The following is an 18,545-nucleotide window of genomic DNA, read 5'->3' on the forward strand; positions in this document are numbered from 1 at the left end:
GTCAGCTCAGGCGCGCGGCGAGGGCGGCGGGCGTGGGTGCCTCGAAGACGGCGGCGATCGGGACCTCCCGGCCGAGCCCGGCCCGGACCCGGTTGACCAGCCGGGTCGCCAGCAGGGAGTGCCCGCCGAGCGCGAAGAAGTCGTCGTCCGGACCGACCCGGTCGGCACCCAGTACCTCGGCGAAGAGGCGGCAGAGCACCGACTCCTCCTCCGACAGCACCCGGTCCACGCCCGCGCCCACGACCCGCGGCCGGGGCAGCGCGGCCCGGTCGACCTTGCCGTTCACCGTCAGCGGCAGCGCGTCCAGCGCGATCACGGCGGACGGCACCATGAAGGACGGCAGCCGGGCGGCGACCGCGTCCCGGACCGCCTTGACGTCGACGCCGGCGGGAACCACGTATCCCACCAGCCGGCGGTCCCCCGGCTCGTCCTCCCGGACCACCGCGACCGCCTGGCCCACTGCCGGCGCGGCGCTCAGCGCGGCCTCCACCTCGCCCAGTTCCACCCGGAAGCCGCGCAGCTTCACCTGGAAGTCCCGTCTCCCGACGAACTCCAGCAGCCCGTCCGGGCGGTACCGCACCACGTCCCCGGTGCGGTACATCCGCGCCCCGGGCTCCCCGAACGGATCGGGCACGAACCGCTCCGCCGTCAGCCCCGGCCGGCCCACGTACCCCCGGGCCACCCCGGCGCCGCCCACGAACAACTCGCCCTCGCTGCCGAGCGGTACGGGGCTGAGGCGGGCGTCGAGGACATGGCAGGTGAGGTGGTCGAGCGGGACCCCGATGGGCGAGGTGGCGGGCCAGTTCGCGGCGTCCCCTTCGAGGAGGTGGGCGGTGGCGGCGTGGGTCTCGGTGGGGCCGTACAGGTTGTGCAGCCGGCGGCCGGTGCCGAAGAAGCGGCGCATGGCGGGGCTGACGGTGAGCGGTTCGCCGCCCTGGGCGACATCGGTGAGGGCGGGCAGGTCCAGCCCCTGCTCCAGGGCTTCCTCGCAGAGGCCGTGGATGACGGCGGTGGGCGCGAAGAGTTCCGAGACGCTCTCCCGCGCCATCCAGCGGACCAGGTCGGCCGGGCTGCGCCGCACCTCTTCGCGGGGTACGGCGAGGGTCTTGCCGGAGCCGAGCGCCGACAGGATCTCCTGTGGGGCCGGGTCGAAGCCGAGCGAGGCGAACTGGGCCGTCACCCGGCCGGGTCGGTCACCGATGACGCGGGCGTGCCAGGCGAGCAGGTTCTCGAACGCGTCCACCGGGAAGGCGACCGCCTTGGGGCGGCCGGTGGAGCCGGAGGTGTAGATGACGTACAGCAGCCGGCCGGGGGCGAGGCCGCCCGGGTGGGTGACGGGGGCGTCGCTGTACCCGGCGAGGTCCGGGTCCATGGGGACCGTGTCCGTGCCCGGCGGCAGCAGTTCCGCCACCTCGGCCGAGGCGACCACGCACACCGGGGCGGCGTCCTCGACCATGAAGCGGATGCGGTCGGCCGGATGCCCGGGGTCGACCGGCAGATACGCGGCGCCCGCCTTGACCACGGCGAGCAGGGTGACCACGAACTCCAGCGAGCGCGGCATGGCCAGCGCCACCACCGCGTCCTGCCCGGCACCGCGCTCCCGGAGCAGCCGGGCCAGCCGGTTGCTCCGGGCGTCGAGCTCGGCGTACGTGAGCGTGGTGCCCTCGTGGCGTACGGCGACGGCGTCCGGGCGGCGGCGCACCTGCGCGGCGAACGCGTCCAGGACCGGGGTGGCGCGGGCGTCGGTGGCACCGGTGGACAGGGTCCGCAGCAGGTCGCGCTCGGCGTCGGGCAGCAGCGGGAGGCGGCTGAGCGGGCGGCCGGGGTCGGTGACGGCGCCCCGCAGCAGGGCGCACAGCCGCCCCGTGAGCCGGTCGGCGGTGACCGGGTCGAACAGGTCGGCGCTGTACTCCAGCGTGCCGCGCAGCCCGGCCGGTCCGCCGTCCGGCGCGAACTCCTCGGTGAAGCCGAAGACGAGGTCGAACCGGGAGACGGGCAGCCGTAGTTCGCTCGTGGCGACGGTGAGCCGGTCCAGTTCGAAGTCGGACCGGCGGCTGTCCTCGAAGACGAGCATGGTCTGGAAGAGCGGGTGGCGGCCGAGGGACCTGGGCGGCCGCAGCGCCTCCACCAGCAGCTCGAACGGGAGCGCCTGGTGGGCGTAGGCGGCCAGGTCGGTGTCGCGGGCCCGGCGCACCAGCTCCGTGAAGGACGGGTCGCCCCCGGTGCCGGTGCGCAGCACCAGGGTGTTGACGAAGAAGCCCACGGCGTCGTCGAGCCGGTGCTCGGCGCGGCCGGCGACCGGGGTGCCGAGCACGGTGTCGGTGCCCGCGCCGATCCGGGTGAGCAGTGCGGCGAGCGCGGCGTGGACGACCATGAACGGGGTGGCGCGAAGTTGCCGGGCGAGGTCCGCGATCAGCCGGTGGGTGTCGGCGTCCAGCGCGAACGGCACGACCCCGCCGGTGTGGCTGGCGCGGGCGGGGCGGGGCCGGTCGGTGGGCAGCTCCAAGTGGTCCGGCAGTCCGGCCAGTCGCTCCCGCCAGTGGGCGACGGAACGGCCGGCGACGCTGCCGGGGTCGGCCGGGTCGCCGAGCGCGTCGCGCTGCCAGAGGGCGTAGTCGGCGTACTGGACCGGCAGCGGGGTCCAGGCCGGGGCCTCGCCCTTGGCGCGGGCGCGGTACGCCTCCGCGAGGTCGGCGGCGAGAGGGCGTACGGAGAGCCCGTCGACGGCGATGTGGTGCAGGACGAGGAGCAGGTGGTGCTCCTCGGGGCCGACCCGCAACAGCCGCGCCCGCAGCGGGGGTTCGACCGACACGTCGAAGGCTCGTGCGGCGAACGCGTCCCGCTCCGCGGCCACCTGTCCGGCGTCGACGTCCTCGACGGCCAGCTCCGGCAGCACCTCCTCGGGGGCGAGCACCTGCTGATAGGGCTCGCCCAGGTCGCCGGGGAGGACGGTGCGCAGGCTCTCGTGGCGGGCCAGTACGTCCAGCAGGGCCCGGTGCAGCGCGGGCGCGTCCAGCGGGCCGGTGAGGCCGAGCGCGTAGGGCACGTTGTAGACGGGCTTGGGCCCTTCGAGGCTGTTGAGGAACCACAGCCGCCGCTGGGCGTACGACAGCGGGGGCTCGGCGGGCCGCTCGCGCGGGCCCGGCTCGGGCCCGGCCGGGGGCGCGTCGGCCAGCCGTACGGCGAGACCGGTGGGGGTGGGCGCCTCGAAGACGGCGGCGATCGGGACCTCCCGGCCCAGCGTCACCCGGAGCCGGTTGACCAGCCGGGTCGCCAGCAGGGAGTGCCCGCCGAGCGCGAAGAAGTCGTCGTCCGGACCGACCTCGTCCGCGCCCAGTACCTCCGCGAACAGCCGGCACAGCACCGACTCGTCCTCGGACAGCGCCCGGTCCACGCCCGCGCCCACCACGCGCGGCCGGGGCAGCGCGGCCCGGTCCACCTTGCCGTTCACCGTCAGCGGCAGCGCGTCCAGCGCCACGACGGCGGACGGCACCATGAAGGAGGGCAGCCGGTCGGCCAACGCCTGCCGCACCACGGCCGCTTCGACCCCGGCGGCCACCACGTACCCCACCAGCCGGCGGTCCCCCGGCTCGTCCTCCCGGACCACCGCGACGGCCTGCCCGACTCCGGGTACAGCCCCGAGCGCGGCCTCCACCTCGCCCAGTTCCACCCGGAAGCCGCGCAGCTTGACCTGGAAGTCCCGCCGCCCCGCGAACTCCAGCAGCCCGTCGCCCCGCTCGCGCACCAGGTCGCCGGTGCGGTACATCCGCGCCCCCGGCTCCCCGGACGGATCGGGCACGAACCGCTCGGCGGTCAGCCCCGGCCGGCCCACGTATCCGCGGGCCACGCCCCCGCCGCCCACGTACAGCTCGCCGTCCACGACCCGGGTCCGGACGCCGGGGAGGGCGTGGCCGATGGGGACGGTGGTGGCGCAGTCCCGCTCCCAGCCGGGGCCGGTGCGGTAGACGGTGGTGGTGACGGTGGCCTCGGTCGGGCCGTAGACGTTGCAGAACTCGACGCGTTCGCCGACGGTCCGCTTCCACGCGGCGAGCCGCTCGCGGGCGGCCTGTTCCCCGGCGGCCAGCACGAACCGCAGGGGCGCGGCGGCGAGCCGGGCGAGGAGGGTGGCGTCCTCGGTCAGGGCGTGCCAGTAGGCGGTGGGCAGGGAGGCGACGGTGATGCCCTCGGCCTCGATCCAGTCGACGAGTTCACGCGGGGTGCGGCGCAGTCCGTCCGCGCGGACGACGAGGGTGGCGCCGTGGGCCAGCGCCGGGAAGATCTCCTCCACGGAGGCGTCGAAGCTCAGCGACCGGCACTGCATGACCCGGTCCTCGGGGGTGAGCCGGAAGGTGTCCGCGGTGGCCCGGAGGTGGTGGGCGAGGGCGCGGTGCGGGACCAGGACGCCCTTGGGGCGGCCGGTGGAGCCGGAGGTGTGGATGACGTAGGCCGCGTTGTCGGGCAGGACGACGGCGTCCGGGACCTCCTCGGCCGGGTCCTCGGCGGCGAGGACGTCCTCCAGGAACACGATGTGCTCGGGGGCGACGTCGACGGCGGCGAGCAGGTTCCGGGTGGTGACCAGGCAGCGGGCGCCGGTGTCGGCGAGGACGAAGCGGAGGCGGTCCGCCGGGTAGGCCGGGTCGAGGGGGACGTAGGCGCCGCCCGCGCGGAGCACGCCGAGCACGGTGACCACCGCGTCGGCCCCGCCGGGCAGGCACAGCGCGACCGGGTCCTCCGGACGCACCCCGAGGGCGGTCAGGCGCCGGGCGAGGCGGCCCGAGAGACGGTCCAGCTCGCCGTAGGACACCTCCCGCGCGCCGTCGCGTACGGCAATGCGCCCGGGCGCGCGGCGGGCCTGCCGCAGGATGCGTTCGCGCACCGGGACCGGCGGCTCCGTCATGTGCTCTTCCCCCGTCATTCGCTCCCCCAAGGTTGCTGGCACCGCCGGTTCAGGTCCGTCCTTCACCGCTGCGGGCGGGTGCGTGGGCGGTGTCGACCGCCTGGGCCAGTTCGGCCAGCACCGGGTGGTCGAGCACGGTGCGGTGGCTGATGCCGGCGCCGAGGTCGCGGGCGATGCGCATCTTCATACGGAAGGCGAGCAGCGAGTTGCCGCCGCGTTCGAAGAAGTGGTCGGTGCGGCCGATCTCCGGCTCGGCGAGCAGTTCCGCCCACAGCCCCGTGAGATACCGCTCGGTGGGTGACAGCGCGGCGGCCGGTGCCTCGTCGGCGCGGGCACGGCGGCGCTCGGCGAGCAGGCCCAGCAGGGCGGGTACGTCGCGTTTGCCGTGGTGGTTGGCCGGTATCTCCGGGAGGATCACCAGGGAGCCGGGGACCATGAAGAACGGCAGCTCCTTCTCCGCCGCCTCGCGCACCCCGGTCTCCTCCAGCGGGCCGTCGCCCGCGACGAACGCCACCAGCATCCGGTCCGTGCCCTCGCCCTCGGGCACCACGACCGCGTCCCGCACCCCGGGCAGGGTGCGCATCAGCCGCTCCACCTCGCCGAGTTCGACGCGGAAGCCCCGTATCTTGCACTGGTTGTCCGCCCGGCCGACGTAGTCGAGCACGCCGTCCTCGCGGAGCCGGACCAGGTCGCCGGTGCGGTAGGCCCGCCCGATGCCGGTGCCGTACGGGTCGTCCACGAAGCGCTCCGCCGTCAGCTCGGGGGCGTTCAGGTAGCCGCGCGCCAACTGGGCGCCGCCGATGAGGAGTTCACCGGTCTCGCCGGGGGCGGCCGGGCGGCCGTCGGTGAAGACGTGCGCGGTGATCCCGTCGAGGGGACGGCCGATCGGGATGGCGTCGCCCTCGGCGTCTCGGGCGGTGATGTGGTGGGCGGTGCAGGCGGTGGTGCTCTCGGCCGGGCCGTACAGGTTGTGCAGGCCGCCGGTGAAGCCGCCGCCCAGGATGTTCCGGCAGGCGGCCGGGAGGAGCACGTCACCGGCCACCTGGAGGATGCGCAACGGGGCGAAGGCGTCGGGGTGTTCGGTGGCGACATGGTTGACGACCATGGTGGGCACCAGCATCGCGGTGACCCCGAGCCGGGTCAGTTCCGCGCGGAACCCGGCCTCCAGCAGCTCGGGCACCGCAGGCAGGACGACGACCTCGGCGCCCGCCGCGAAGGTGTTCCAGATCTCGTAGTGGAACAGGTCGAAGGAGAGCGAGGAGATCTGGCCGACCCGGTCCTCGGCGGTGAGCGGGGCCAGGGCGCTGTTCCGTGCGAAGGCGACGAGGTTGCGGTGCTCCAGCACGATCGCCTTGGGCGTGCCGGTGGAGCCGGAGGTGAACAGCACACTGGCGGCGGCGTCCGGGCCGGGCCGCGCGGCGGCCGGTGCGGGGGCGGCGCCGTACCCGTCGGGCAGCGGGATGACGGCGGCGCCTAGCCCGGCGAGCCGGGGCGCCCAGTCCGGGCGGGTGAGGACGGCCGCCGCGCCGCTCACGGTCAGCATCAGATCGCGGCGGCTGTCGGGGTAGCGGTCGTCCACGGCGACGTAGGCCGCGCCCGTCTTCAGCACGCCGAGGATGGCGGTGAACACGTCCACGGAGCGACTGGTGTAGAGCCCGACCCGGTCCTCGGGGCCGATCCCCCGCCCGGTCAGCAGGGCGGCGACCGCGTCCGCGCGCAGGTCCAGTTCCCGGTAGGTGAGCACGGTGTCCCGGTCGCTCACCGCACGGCGGTCCGGGTACCGGGACACGGTGCGGGCGAAGAGGTCCAGCAGGGAGCGCGGGGCGTCTGCCGGGTCGTGGTCACGCGGAGGGGACACGTCGGACTTCCTGTTCTGCCGGGCGAGTTCGGGTGCCGGGGCCGTTCACGCGGTGGGCGGGCCGAGCAGGGTGAGGGCCAGCTCCCTGGTGCGGGGGTCGCGCAGCAGCTCGTTGCGCCCGCTGTCGACGAGGTGGTTCTCGGTGGCGCCCGCGCCCGGCCACGTCTGCGGGCCGTGGTGGCCGGGGGTGCGGATGTGCTGGACACGGCCGCCCCAGGCGGGCCGGCCGGTGTGCAGGGAGGCGGTGAGGTGGGCGATCCAGTCCAGGTAGAAGCCGGACACCTGGGTGGCGGCGGCCCGGGCTTCCGTCTCGTCGAAGCCGTCGCCCCGGAACACCTCGGCGGCCAGCCGGTTCATCCGGTCCTCCACGGCCGCCATCACCTCCTCGGGCCGGCCGGTCAGGGCCGCGTCGGAGAGCAGGTCCGGGTCGTCGTCCAGCGCCTGCGCGGCCCCGTCGGTCAGCTGCCCGGCGACCGTGCGCGCCGCGTCCCGCACCGCCTCCGGCCGGCCGGGCTCCCCGTCGAACAGCAGCAGCGGTACGGGCGCCCCGGGCGTGCTGAGCAGTGCGGCCAGCTCGTGCGCGAGCGGGGCGGCCATGCAGTAGGCGAGCACCGCGCGCGGGGCCCCGCCGGTGCGCCGGGCGGCGAGCGCGGCGGCCTGCGCCCCGGCGTCCGGCACCCGGCTGTACGGCGCGGTCAGCGCGTACTCGACCTTCCAGCCCGCCTCCTCCAGCCGCAGGTCCGCGATCCGGGCCTCGTCCCGGCGGCCGGGGAAGTCCAGGGCCAGCAGCACGTCAGTCATGGCACACCGCGCTCTCCAGGAAGCCGCCGACCTCGCCGGGCAGCGCGGGGTCGGCCATGATCCCGTAGTGGTCGCCGGGTACGGGGGTGACGGTCAGCCCGCCCGAGGTGACGGCGCCCCAGCCCCGGTCCCCGGCCGCCCAGCTCTCTCCGGCGGCGGCCAGCAGCCGTACCGGGCCCCGGTGTCCGGACGGCACCCGGAACCGGCCGACCGCGCCGATGTTGGACTCGAACCGCTCCAGCAGCCGCCGGGCGGCGTCGCCGTCCCGGCCGGGGTCCAGCAGCCCGCGCTCCGCCGCGCGCCGCCACAGCTCCGCCCGGCCGGTGATCCCCTCGCCGAGGTCACGGCCCGCCGAGGCGCCCCAGTCCCGCGCGAACCACTGGACGAGGTCGGCCTCGCCAGGCGTCCCGGCATCAGGGTCGGGCACATGGCTGTCGATCAGCACCACCGGGACCGTCCGCCCCGACCCGGCCTCCACACGGCGGGCCATCTCGAAGGCGACGACCCCGCCCATCGACCAGCCGCCGAAGGCGACCGGCCCCTCCTCGATCAGCGGGGCGGCGGCCTTCAGATAGGCGTCGGCCATCGCCTCCACGCTGTCCAGCCCGACCGCCTCGATCCCGTACACCGGCATCGGCAGCTGCCGGGCCAGCGGGACGTAGCAGGTGATGCCGCCGCCGACGGGGTGGACGAGGAGCAGCGGCGGTCCCTCGCCGGGGGCGAGCCGGACCAGTTCGGCGGGTTCGGCGCCGCGCAGCCCGCGGTCCACGGCCGCCGCGAGACCCTCGATGGTGCGGGCCTCGAACAGCACCCCGGCGGGCAGGTCGACGCCGTACTCCAGCCGCACCCGGTTGAGCATCCGGATGCCCATGAAGGAGTGCCCGCCGAGGTCGAAGAAGTCCGCCCGCCGGCCGATGTCGGTACGGCCCAGCAGCCTGCCCCAGACGTCCCGCAGGAACTCCTCGGTCGGGGTCCACGGGGTGTCGTCCGGCTCGGGCGCGGAGGGCGCGGGCGTCACCTCGGCCGCCGGTGTCCGCCAGGGGCCGGTGCCGAGGGCGCCGAGCCGGGTGCCGGGGGCGGTGACCGCCCTGGTCAGCAGGTCGAGCAGTTCGCGCAGGAACCGGTCGGCGCTCTTCTCGTCGTACAGCTCGGTGGCGTACTCCAGGCTCAGCACCAGGCCGCCGTCCTCCTCCCAGGTGGTGACCAGGAGGTCGAACTTGGCGGTGGACGTGCGCTCGTCCACCGGCTCCGCGGTCAGCCCGGCCGGGGGCGGCACGACCTCGCCGGAGCTGCCCTGGTGGGCGTAGAGCACCTGGAACAGGGGTGAAGTCCCGGGCAGCCGGAGCGGGTTGGCGCTCTCCACCACCCGGTCGAAGGGGACCTCCTGGTGGTCGAAGGCGTCCAGGACGTGCAGCCGGGTGCGGCGCAGGTGGTCCAGGAAGGCGGGGTCGTCCGCCAGGTCGGCCCGCATCACGAGGGTGTTGACGAAGCAGCCGATCAGCGGCCGGAGTTCGGGCCGCACCCGGCCGGAGACCGGCGAGCCCACCAGTACGTCGGTCCGGCCCGAGGACAGCCCGATCAGCGCCTGGAGCGCGGCCAGCACCACCATGTACACGGTGGCCGTCTCCGCGCGGGCCAGCTCCACCAGCGCCCCGTGCACCTCGGCGGGCACCCGCGCCCGCAGTTCCCGTCCCTCGCCGGTGCGCTGCACGGGCCGGGGCCGGTCGGGCGGGACGGTGCTCAGGACCGGGGCGCCGTCCAGCCGCTCGGTCCACCACCGGGTCTGCCGGGCCAGCGCCCCGCCGTCCAGCCGCTCCTGCTGCCAGGCCGCGTAGTCGGCGTACTGGATGTCCGGCTCGGGGAGTTCGGCACCCCTGTACGCCTGCCACAGCTCGTCCCAGAACAGGGCGGCGGAACCGCCGTCGTAGACGACGTGGTGGAAGCAGAGCAGCAGCAGGTGTTCGGTGGCGGAGGCGGAGGTCAGCCGGGCGCGGAAGAGCGGGCCGCCGTCCAGCTGGAAGGGTGCCTCGGCGCTGCCGTCCCAGTCGGCCGGGAACAGCAGCTCCGCGAACTCCTCGACCGGCAGCACCCGGACGCGGACCTCGCCGCCCTCGGCGACGAACACCGAGCGCAGGGTCTCGTGGCGGCGGGCGACGGCCAGCAGGGCCCGGCGCAGCGCCTCCGGGTCCAGCGGGCCGCCGATACGCACGGACATCCCGATGTTGTAGGCACCGGCGCGGCCCGCCTGCTCCAGGAACCACATCGAGCGCTGGGCCTCGGAGACCGGGGCGAGGTCTGCCTCCCCCCGGCGCGGGATTCTCGTCCTGGCGAACGCCTTCACGGCACTCCTCACTTCACCAGCGGCAGCAGGCGGCTGAGATTCGCGGCGACGCTGAGCCGGTCGCGCGCGTAGCGGTCGGCGTCGGCGTGCAGGCGTACGCACTGGCGCCAGGTCTGCACCCGGCACAGGATCGCGCCGGGCCGCGCCAGTTCGCGCAGCCGGCGCAGTTCCTCGGGCGAGGCCCGGTCCCGCCAGGCGTCGAGGTAGGTGTCCGCGAGGGCGTCCCGGAAGAACTCCGGCATCGCGCCGACCTCGGTGACCCGGTCGATGGTGGTGAGCGAGTACAGGGGGTGTCCGACGACGCTCTCCGCCCAGTCGAACATCACGTCGCCCCGGTCGCGGAAGGACAGGTTGCCGTGCCACCAGTCGACGTTGAGCAGGGTGTCGGGCAGTGCGGCGGCAGCCAGTTCCTCGCAGGTCGCGCGGAACTCGGGTGCGTAGGCGCGCAGTCGGCGCCGGTCGGACTCGCCGATGCCGCCCTCCAGGTCCCCGGCCAGCCAGTAGGTGTCGTCGAGGATCTCGTCGTACAGGTCGGGCAGGGTGGCCGGGCGGCGGTCGGGGACGCCGAGGGCCAGCAGGGCGTCGGTGTCCCCGGCGAGCTGCTGCTGCATCCGCGCGTAACTGGTCAGCGCACGCCGGTAGATGGGGAGGTGCTCTTCGGTGAGGTCCTCCTCGACCACCCGTGCCTCGCCGATGTCGAGCGAGAGCATCCAGTGCTCGTCGGGGTGGCGGGCGATCAGCGGGACGGTGTGTCCGGGGAAGCGCTCGCGCAGCAGCCAGGTGAGGTCGGGCTCGTAGGGGAAGGGGTGCGGGGCGGCTTTGAGGAAGGCGTGGGTGTCCCCGGCCGGGATGCGCAGGGTGCACGCCCAGGGGGAGACGATGAGCTGCTCGGGCTCGGCGGTGGCGGGGGTGCCGTGCCGGGCGAGTTCCGCCTCGGCCCAGGCGGCGGCGCGGGCGAGCCAGCCCGGCTCGGTCCACGGCACCTCGGGCAGCGGCGCGCCCCCGGAGACCCGGTCGGCGACGAGCCCGGCGGGCTGTCCGGGGGCGAAGGCCACCTTGGCCAGCCGTGCCGCGTCGTACCAGTCGCCCCTGGTGTCGTCGGCGCCGCGCGCCTCCAGGGCGTGCACCCGCAGCCCGTCGCTCTGGTGGGCGAGCGGGCCGAGGTAGACGGTGTCGAGGCCGTGCCGCTCGGCGAGGTGGGCGCGGATCTCGGTGGGCATGGACGCCTCATGGGCGGGCAGCCCGTGCGTCCCGTCTCCCAGGTCGGCGAGGAAGACCTCCGTGCCTTTCCTACGCGTTGTCAGGCTGAGGTTCATCAGCTCTTCCCTCCCACAGCTCACGCATGCGGTCACTGGTGCCGAGCAGTTCGTCGAGCGTGCCCTGGGCGACGACCCGGCCCTCGTCGAGGACGACGATGTGGTCGGCCTCGCGGAAGGTCTCCCGGCGGTGGGAGACGGCCAGGCAGGTCAGCGGCGAGGCGGCGCGGCGCTCGCGCAGGCCCTGCCAGAGGCGGCGCTCGGTGGGGCCGTCGAGCGCGCTGGAGATGTCGTCGAAGACGAGCAGTTCGGTGTCGCGGGCGAACATGCGGGCGGCGGCGACGCGTTGGATCTGGCCGCCGGAGAGCTTGGTGCCCTTGTGTCCGACGACCGTGTCCACGCCTTCGTCCAGGCTCCGTACGTCCTCCTCCAGGACGGCGGTGCGCAGGACGGTGCGCAGCGCGTCCTCGTCCTCCGCCGCGCCGAGTTCGATGTTCTCGCGCACGGGCGCGGAGAACAGGCGCGGCACCTGCGGGGTGTACGCGGCGCGCGGCGGGGCGAGCCGGCTGCTGTCCTCGCCGTTCCACAGCACCTCGCCGCCCTGTCGCTCCATGAGGCCGAGCACCCCGCGCAGCACGGTGGTCTTGCCGGAGCCGGTCTTGCCGGTGAGGACGACCAGCTGCCCCTGTTCCAGGCGGAAGCTGATGTCGGCGACGCCGTTCGGGGAGCCGGGGTAGCGGCAGGTGAGCCCGCTGACCTCCAGGGAGCGCAGCTCCTCGCGGGGCGCGGGCAGCCGCACCGGGTCGGGCTGGAGCACCTCGGTGACCGCGCCCGGCGCGACCTCCTCCAGCCGCTCCAGGGAGGCCCCGGACGCCTTGTACAGGGCGAGGTTCTGGCTGAACAGCGCGGTGAAGTCGGTGACCCAGCCGACGTAGATGACGAAGAGGGCGAGGTCTCCGACGGTGAAGCTGCCGTCGGTGATGCTCTTCGCGGTGAGCGCGAGGACGACCCCGGTGCCGAGCGCGGAGGTGTTGGTCCACACCGAGGCCAGGAAGACATCGGTGAACAGCCGGCTCTGGAGGGTCTTCTTGCGCCGGTCCTCGTTGAGGGTGCCGAGCCGGGACATGATCTGCCCCTTGGCCCCGGCGAGCCGGATGGCCTGGACCGAGCCGAGCATCTCGCCGAGGAAGGCGTTCACCTCGCCCGCGGCCGCGCGGCTGCCGCTGTGGTACTTGCGGATGCGCTTGCTGGCGGTGTTGATGACGATCCCGGCGAGCACCAGCGGCACACAGACCACGGCGGTGACGACGGGGTCGATGACCAGCATGATGGCGAGCGCGCCCAGCGCCTGCGCGGCCGCGCCGGACACCATGAAGGTGTAGCCGACCATGGAGGCGGCGTTGGCGGTGTCGGCGACCAGCCGGTTCACCGCGTCACCGGCGGGCAGCCGCAGCGCGGTGGCGCCGGGCCGGGCGAGCAGGGCGCGGACGGCACCGCGGGTGAGCAGGGCCTGCCCGTGGGCCTCGCAGATCCCGTCGTAGGCGACGCAGGCGAGCAGGCCGCCGACGCGGACCAGGGCGACCGCGACCAGCAGGGCGATCAGCACCCACAGCCCGCTGGTGACGGGCGCGTCGCCGGAGAGCCGGTTGAAGATCTCCCGCACGATCAGGCCGGGCACCACGAGGATGCCGCTGCGCACCAGCTGGAGCAGGAAGTTGGCGGTGAACGGTCCGGGCGCGGAGCGCACCACCCGGCCGAAGGTCCGGTACGCCTTCACGCGGCACTCCCGGCGAGCAGGGAGGACAGGTGGGAGGCGGGGTCGGCGGCGAGCGCGGCCCGCTCCCCGGCCTCGCGGACCCGGCCGTCCTGAAGGATCACCACGTGGTCCAGGTCTCTGATGGTGGACAGATGGTGGGCGATCACCAGCGTGGTCCGGCCTTCCATGAGTTCGGCCGTCGCGCGGCCGGTGAGCTGTTCCGTGGCGGGGTCGAGCCGGGACGACGCCTCGTCCAGGATCACCACGGCCGGGTCGCGCAGGAACACCCGTGCCAGCGCGATGAGCTGGGCCTGTCCGGCGGACAGGGCGCCGGTGCCGCCCTCCAGGACGGTGTCCAGGCCGTCGGGCTGCTGCCTGATCCAGTCGGCGACGGCGAGTCCGTCGAGCGCCTTCCAGATCCGCTCGTCGGTGATGTCCGGGTCGAACATGGTGAGGTTCTCGCGGACGGCGGCCCGGAAGATGTGCACGTCCTGGGTGACCACGCCGATGTGCCGGTGCAGTTCGTCCAGCGGGATGTCGCGGATGTCGACGCCGGAGAAGCGGATGGTGCCCCGGTCGGCGTCCATGGCCCGGTGCAGCAGCCGGGCCACGGTGGTCTTGCCGCTGCCGGTGCGGCCGAGCAGCGCCAGCGACTGCCCGGCGGGGATGGTGAGGCTGACGTCGTCGAGGGTGGTGCGCCCGGCGGCGTACGAGAAGTGGACGTGGTCGAGTTCGACGGTGACCGGTGCGGCGGGGAACGCCGTGGTGCCGGTGTCCTTGATGCGGCTCTCGGTGCCGAGGATCTCGGCGGTGCGGTCCATGCCGACGAGGGCGACCTGGAGGCCGTCGGCCCGGTAGGCGATCCGGAACAGCGCCATGGAGAGCATGCTCGTGTAGAAGTACGACACATAGAGCTGGCCCAGCTCCATGCGGCCGTGCGTGATGAGGTAGGCGCCGAGGGCGAAGATGGCGCCGGTCGCCAGTGAGACGCTGGTCTCCAGCACGCTGGAGGAGGCGCGGACGGCGATCGCCTCGACCTTCATCAGCTTGCGGAAGCGGTCCAGCAGGCCGTCGAGGCGGGCCATGACGTAGCGTTCGGCGCCGTTGCCCCGGACGTCCTCGGTGGCCGTGACGCTCTCCTCCAGGAAGCTGGAGATCTCGGCGTTGGTCTGCCGCATGGCGGTGAAGTACGGCTTGGCGCGCCGCTGGGCGACGCGGACCAGCGGCAGCACGAGCAGCGCGAACAGCAGCAGGGTGAGGCCGGTGCGCCAGTCGGCGAAGAAGCTCACGGTGACGATGCCGACGGCCAGGACCGCGTTGGCGAGGACGTGGAAGACGAAGGTGGAGAAGAAGTTGCCCATCGTGGCCACGTCGCCGTCGATGCGCTCGATCAGCTCACCCGGTGTGTGCTCCTTGTGGAAGGACATGTCCAGGTCGAGGCAGTGCTCGGCGAGGTCGGTGCGCAGTGTGTTGGTCGCGCGCCAGCTCAGGTCCTCGGCGAGGTAGCCGGCGGCGGCGACGACGCACTGGTTGAGCACGGTCAGCGCGATGAAGACGAGCGCGATGTCGACCAGGGCGTCCGCCCCGCGGCCGTCCTCGGCGCCGTCGATGAAGCGGCCCAGCCACTGCGGGTTGAGCACGGTCAGGGCGACGTTGCCCATGACCAGGACCCCGAGGACGGACGCCCGGACCCGGTGGCCCTGCAGATACCTCCAGAGGAGGGAGACGCGCTGCTTCACCGCTCGCCCGCCGACTCCGCCCGCTCCATGTGGCGGCGCAGGCTGAGCGGACGCATGTCGGTCCACACCTCTTCGATGTGGGCGAGGCACTCGGCCTTGCCGCCCGAGGGCCCGCTCGCCGTCCAGCCGGGGGGCATCGGATCGTCCACCGGCCAGATCGAGTACTGCTCCTCGTGGTTGACGACGACCTGGTAGGTCACGGTGTCCTGGCTGATGTCCTGGCTGTCGCTCATGTCCTTCTTCTCTCTCGCTGCTGTCGTGCCGGGCCGGGGGTCGGTCGGGCGGTGCCCGGCTCACCGGTGGGCCGGGGCGGCGGCCGCGATCAGCCGGTCGACCCCGGCGCTCACCCGTGCCTCCGGTTCGGCGCCGACGGAGACGCGTACGAATCCGGCGCAGGAGGCGCCGTACCCGCTGCCGGGGACGACGCTGACCCCGTGGTCCAGCAGCAGGTCGCGGGCGAACCGCTCGCTGTCGGCGCCGGTGCGGCCGAGGTCGGCGAACAGGTAGAACGTCGAGTCCCCGGCGAGGGTTTCGATCCCGGCGGCGGTCAGCGTCTTCTCGACGCGGTTGCGCCGGGCGACGACCTCCGCGATCTGCGGGCGGGTCACCGCGAGCAGGTCGCTGAAGTGCTCGGCGAGGAAGTGGCACAGGATCGAGGGGGCGCAGGTGACGATGTGCTGCTGGAGCTTGAGCACGTCGTCGAGGAAGGCGCCGCCGCCGATGAGGTAGCCGACCCGCCAGCCCGATATCCCGTAGTTCTTGGACATCGAGTTGCAGATCACCGTGTGCCGCTTCTCCGGGTCGTGCACGCCGAGGGACACGAACTCCGCGCCGAGCGGCACGAATTCGTTGTACGCCTCGTCCGCGATCAGCGTCAGCCCGTACCGGTCGGCGAGCCGGTGCAGCTCGGCCACCTCGTCGGCGGTGAGCAGGTTCCCGGAGGGGTTCTGCGGGTTGTTGACGACGATGGCACGGGTACGCGGGGTGATGTGGTCCTTCAGCGCACCGACCGGCACCTGGTGCGGTACGGCCACCGGGACGCCCCCGGCCAGCCGGATCTGGTCGGGGTAGCTGACCCACAGCGGCTCACGGACGAGGACCTCGTCACCGGGGCCGACGACCGCGAGCAGCGCCATGAACAGGGCCAGCTTGGAGCCCGCGGTGACGATGAGTTCGCGTTCGGGGTCGACGGGGACCCGGCACTGGTCCCGGTAGTAGGCGGCGAGTTGTTCGCGCAGACGCGGCACGCCTCTGGAGTGGGTGTAGTGGTGCAGGTCGACGCCGGCGCCCGCGGCGAACGCGGGCAACGGCAGATCGAAGAAGGCTTCGCCGAGGGACAGGGTGATGACGTCCCGGCCCGCCTCCTTCATCTCGTACACGAGGTTGTTGACGGCGATGGAGGACGCCTGGCCGATGGCGTCGAGCCGTGCGGGCCGGTTCCGGCCGGGGGGCCCGGCGGGGTCAGAGGACACGGACCTGCCCGTTCCCCCACACCACGTTCTTGACGGAGGTCAGCGACTCCAGGCCCATCGGGCCCCGGCTGTGCAGCTTCTGCGTGGAGACGCCGATCTCCACGCCGTAGCCGAACTCGCCGCCGTCGGAGTAGCGGGTGGAGGTGTTGACGAAGACGGAGCCGGTGCTGACGGCGCGGGTGAAGCGCTGGGCGACGGCGATGTCCCGCGCGACGATGCCGTCCGCGTTCATGGTGCCCCACCTCCCGATGTGGGCGATGGCCTCGTCGAGGCCGTCGACGACCTTCACGGCGAGGATCAGGTCGAGGTACTCGGTGCCCCAGTCCTTCTCCTCGGCCGGGACCGCGGCGGGCCACACCTCGCGGACGCGTTCGCAGCCGCGCACCTCCACGCCGAGTCCCTTCAGCTCGTCCAGCGCGCCCGGCAGCCACTGCTCGGCGAGGTCACGGTGGACGAGCAGCGTCTCCATGGCGTTGCACACGCTGGGCCGGGAGGTCTTGGCGTTGACGACGATGGCGGTGGCCATCTCGGGGTCGGCGGTGGCGTCGACGTAGGTGTGGCAGTTGCCGTCGCCGTCGATGACGGTGGGGACGGTGGCGTTCTCCTCGACGGTGCGGATCAGCTCGGGTCCGCCGCGCGGCACCAGCAGGTCGATGTAGCCCTTGGCGCGCAGCAGTTCCAGGGCGGCCTCGCGGGAGACGTCGTGGATGAGCTGGACAGCGTTGTCCGGGACACCCTCGACACCGGCGAGGGCCTCCTGGAGGACCTCGATGATGGCGGCGTTGCTGTGGTAGGCGATGGACGAGCCGCGCAGCACGGCCGCGTTGCCGGACTTCAGGCAGAGCGCGGCGACGTCGGCGGTGACGTTGGGGCGGGCCTCGTAGATGACGGCGACCACGCCGAGGGGTTCGCGTACCTGCTCGATGACCAGGCCGTTGGGGCGTTCCTGGCGGCCGACGCCGAGGCCGACCGGGTCGGGCAGGCCGGTGATGACGCGGATGGCCCGGACCATGCCGGCGATCCGGGAGTCGGTCAGCGTCAGCCGGTCCACGAGGGTGGCCGAGACCCCGGCGGCGCGGGCCTTCTCCACGTCGACGGCGTTGGCCTCGATGAGCCGGTCGCGGTGGGTCTCCAGGGCGTCCGCCATGGCGTTCAGGGCGGTGTCCTTCACCTCCGTCCGCAGCACGCGGAGCTCGGCGGCGGCCTCCTTGGCAGCACGGCAGATGTCGATCACGGACACGGTTCTACCTCCAGCAGGCTGACGTATTCATCGGGATGCAGCACCGGCGCTCCGGCGGGGAGCCGGGTGATCTCCTTGGCGCCGGCGCGGACGCGGCCGCGGGCGAGGAGGTCACCGTGTGCCGTGACGAGATCGATGACGGTCCCGGCCGGGAAGTCGCCGTCGGCGGCGGCGACGCCCTGCCGGTCGAGCGGTCCGCGCGCGGCGAGTGCCGCCTCGCCGTCCGGGGTGCAGACCAGGCGGCCGCCGGGGGGCTGGGCGAAGGCGCACCACAGGCTGTGCAGGTCCTCGCGCGGGCCCGCCGTCCCGGTGGCGCGCACCAGGGTGCCGCGCGGCCGGCCCCGGCATGCCTCTACGGCCGCGTCGGCGCCGTCGAACCGGGCGATGACGGTGGGGACGCCGCTGCGGGTGGCGATCCGGGCGGCGCCGAGCTTGGCCGTCATGCCGCCGGTGCCGTGGGAGGAGTCGGCGCCGGTGGCGGCCGTCTCCAGGTCGGCGGTGATGGCGTCCACGACATCGATGCGGCGGGCGTCGGGGTGCAGCCGGGGATCGCGGTCGTAGAGGCCGTCCACGTCGGTGAGCAGCATCAGGGTGCGGGCGCCGAGGCGGGCGGCGAGCAGGGCGGCGAGGACGTCGTTGTTGCGCACCATGATCGCGTCGTTCTCGTTGACGACGGGCACGACACCGGCCGCCAGGGTGTGCAGCAGGGCGGCGCGGACGGAGGCGCCGTGCTCCGGGTCCCAGATGTCGCGCGGGGTGAGCAGGAACTGGGCGCAGGTCAGGCCCTGCCGGGCGAAGGCGGCGCCGACCGCCTGGAAGTGCGGGCCCTGACCGAGGGCGGCCATGACCTGCCGGCGCGTGCCGGCCTCGCCGGGGCCCTCGCCCAGGGTGCTCCGGCCGAGCGCGATGGCGCCGGAGGCGACGACGACGGCCGTCAGGCCCTCGTCCCTCAGCCGCCGCACCATGGCGGCGACGACGTCCGCCTTCGCGGCGTCCACGCCCGCGCCCTGGACCAGGGAGGAACTGCCGATCTTGATGACGACGCACGACGACGCCGTGGCTGCCGCGTCGGGCGACACTTCTGCTTCGGGCAACACGTCCGCACCCCCGTTTGTACGCGGATGAGCCAGGAACGACGAGCAGAGAACGATGACCAGAGAACGATGAGCGGCGAAAACAAGTGCG

The 18,545-nt window shown here is 73.9% G+C and carries 11 protein-coding genes; all 11 read right to left on the minus strand.

What is annotated here, in order from left to right; all coding sequences use genetic code 11:
- Position 1: 1 nt before the first annotated feature.
- From ACIGA3_RS29965 to proB, 11 genes are read right to left on the minus strand one after another with little or no spacing between them, the layout of a single operon-like run.
- Positions 2-4,897: an amino acid adenylation domain-containing protein gene (locus tag ACIGA3_RS29965; RefSeq protein ID WP_399721564.1), complete on the minus strand. Its 4,896-nt coding sequence runs from the start codon at positions 4,895-4,897 to the stop codon at positions 2-4.
- A 49-nt stretch (positions 4,898-4,946) separates the two neighbouring features.
- The gene (locus ACIGA3_RS29970; protein WP_399721566.1) at positions 4,947-6,755 is read right to left on the minus strand and encodes a non-ribosomal peptide synthetase; all 1,809 of its coding nucleotides are present in this window, start codon (positions 6,753-6,755) and stop codon (positions 4,947-4,949) included.
- A gap of 45 nt (positions 6,756-6,800) precedes the next feature.
- Positions 6,801-7,556, minus strand: coding sequence for a hypothetical protein (locus ACIGA3_RS29975; RefSeq protein ID WP_399721568.1), 756 nt, complete (start codon positions 7,554-7,556; stop codon positions 6,801-6,803).
- On the minus strand, positions 7,549-9,897 hold the full coding sequence (locus ACIGA3_RS29980) for a condensation domain-containing protein (protein WP_399721569.1): 2,349 nt from the start codon (positions 9,895-9,897) through the stop codon (positions 7,549-7,551). Before ACIGA3_RS29980 ends, ACIGA3_RS29975 begins: the two co-directional genes overlap by 8 nt.
- 8 nt (positions 9,898-9,905) lie before the next feature.
- Entirely contained in the window at positions 9,906-11,213 is a 1,308-nt protein-coding gene (locus ACIGA3_RS29985; protein ID WP_399721570.1) for a hypothetical protein, read from the minus strand.
- Complete coding sequence (locus ACIGA3_RS29990; protein ID WP_399721572.1) at positions 11,188-12,930, minus strand: ABC transporter ATP-binding protein; 1,743 nt, start codon at positions 12,928-12,930, stop codon at positions 11,188-11,190. Before ACIGA3_RS29990 ends, ACIGA3_RS29985 begins: the two co-directional genes overlap by 26 nt.
- Positions 12,927-14,648 (minus strand): ABC transporter ATP-binding protein, encoded by a 1,722-nt coding sequence (locus tag ACIGA3_RS29995; RefSeq protein ID WP_399721574.1) that lies wholly within the window; start codon positions 14,646-14,648, stop codon positions 12,927-12,929. Before ACIGA3_RS29995 ends, ACIGA3_RS29990 begins: the two co-directional genes overlap by 4 nt.
- Positions 14,645-14,881, minus strand: coding sequence for an MbtH family protein (locus ACIGA3_RS30000; RefSeq protein ID WP_399721576.1), 237 nt, complete (start codon positions 14,879-14,881; stop codon positions 14,645-14,647). Before ACIGA3_RS30000 ends, ACIGA3_RS29995 begins: the two co-directional genes overlap by 4 nt.
- Positions 14,882-14,941: 60 nt before the next feature.
- Positions 14,942-16,120, minus strand: a complete 1,179-nt coding sequence (locus ACIGA3_RS30005; protein ID WP_399721578.1) for a pyridoxal phosphate-dependent aminotransferase — start codon at positions 16,118-16,120, stop codon at positions 14,942-14,944.
- Positions 16,110-17,360 carry a glutamate-5-semialdehyde dehydrogenase gene (locus ACIGA3_RS30010; RefSeq protein ID WP_399721580.1) on the minus strand — a complete coding sequence of 417 codons (1,251 nt, stop codon included), beginning with the start codon at positions 17,358-17,360 and terminating at the stop codon, positions 16,110-16,112. Before ACIGA3_RS30010 ends, ACIGA3_RS30005 begins: the two co-directional genes overlap by 11 nt.
- The gene (gene proB / locus ACIGA3_RS30015) at positions 17,351-18,454 is read right to left on the minus strand and encodes a glutamate 5-kinase (RefSeq protein ID WP_399721582.1); all 1,104 of its coding nucleotides are present in this window, start codon (positions 18,452-18,454) and stop codon (positions 17,351-17,353) included. Before proB ends, ACIGA3_RS30010 begins: the two co-directional genes overlap by 10 nt.
- Positions 18,455-18,545 lie beyond the last annotated feature (91 nt).

This window comes from Streptomyces sp. NPDC085596, assembly GCF_044541565.1.
Taxonomy (GTDB): Bacteria; Actinomycetota; Actinomycetes; order Streptomycetales; family Streptomycetaceae; genus Streptomyces.